Genomic DNA, 1,305 nt, shown 5'->3' with positions numbered 1-1,305 from the left:
GACTTTGATGAAGACGAACTGACCCGGATTGCCCTGCAGGCTGGATCCGAGCAGTCCAAGGAAAATCTCTATGAAAAGCTGGGCAATGCCTTAGCGGGTCAGGGGCTTCATCCTGAGCTGATTCTGCCTGAACTGCGCAAAAAACTGCAGCATTTCGTGCAGACTCTGGACAGCTGGCGAGCCTACGCCAAGACCAATTCCCTCTACGACTTAATTTGGAAGATTTACCAGGACCGTTTCTACTATGATACAGTGGGGGCTTTGCCGGGCGGCGCCCAGAGGCAGGCCAATCTCTACGCCCTTTCCCTCAGGGCCAATGACTATGAAAAGTCCAGCTACAAGGGCCTGTCCCGCTTTATCGGCATGATTGATAAGATAATCAAAAACGAGCATGACTTGGCCAGTGTCCAGCTGGCCGCTCCTAAGAATGCCGTGCATCTCATGACCATTCATAAGAGCAAGGGCCTGGAGTTCAAATATGTCTTTCTGCTCAATATGGACAAGCCCTTTAACCGACAGGACAGCAGCTCTGCTATTATCCTCAGCCGCCAAAAGGGTATTGGCATCAAGTATGTGGCAGATGTCGCAGTAGAGACGGAGGATGCTCATGCTCCGGAGCAGCTGCGGATTTCCATGGATACTCTGCCCTATCAGCAGAACTTAGAGGAACTGCAGTTGGCCAGTCTGTCTGAGCAGATGCGTCTGCTCTATGTGGCCATGACCCGGGCTGAGACCAAGCTCTATCTGGTCGGCAAGGGGCAGGAAAGCAAGCTGAGTGAGCGCAAATGGGGAGTCCGTCAGGACGGTCGGCTGCCTGTCAGTCTGCGCAGCCGGTTAAGCTCTTTTCAGGACTGGCTCTATGCCATTCAGGCCGTTTTTGAGGGGGACAGTCTGGCCTTTCGGACCCGCTTTGTGACCGATGAGGAGCTGACAGCGGAGAAAATCGGCAGCCTGGCGCCAACAGATCGTTTTGAAGCAGATGTGCTGGCGGATAATCGGCAGTCCGAGAATATCAGCCGGGCTCTGGATGTGCTGGAAAGCGTGGACCGGCTCAATAGCCTTTATCAGGCAGCTATTGAGCTGCCCAGCGTCCGTACTCCCAGCCAGATCAAGAAATTCTACGAACCAATCATGGACAGCCAAGGGCTGGATATTATGGATCAGAGAGAAGGCTATCGGCCGTCTCCGGATTTTGAGCTGCCGGACTTTGGCGGAAAGAGCCCAGTCACCGGCGCTCGGATCGGCAGCGCTGTTCACGAGCTCATGCAGCGGATTCCTCTGCAGGAAAAGCCAAGCCGGGCTGTT

At 54.4% G+C, this 1,305-nt stretch carries 1 protein-coding gene; it reads left to right on the top strand.

Features of this window, described 5'->3' with window-relative positions; genetic code table 11:
- A partial coding sequence (locus STRDD11_RS10600) for a 3'-5' exonuclease (protein ID WP_277592928.1) occupies positions 1-1,305 on the top strand: 1,305 nt, incomplete at both ends.

It is taken from the genome of Streptococcus sp. DD11 (assembly GCF_001578865.1).
GTDB classification, from domain to species: domain Bacteria; phylum Bacillota; class Bacilli; order Lactobacillales; family Streptococcaceae; genus Streptococcus; species Streptococcus panodentis.
The sequence above is the reverse complement of the archived record's forward strand: the minus strand, read 5'-3'. Positions and strand labels throughout refer to the sequence as shown.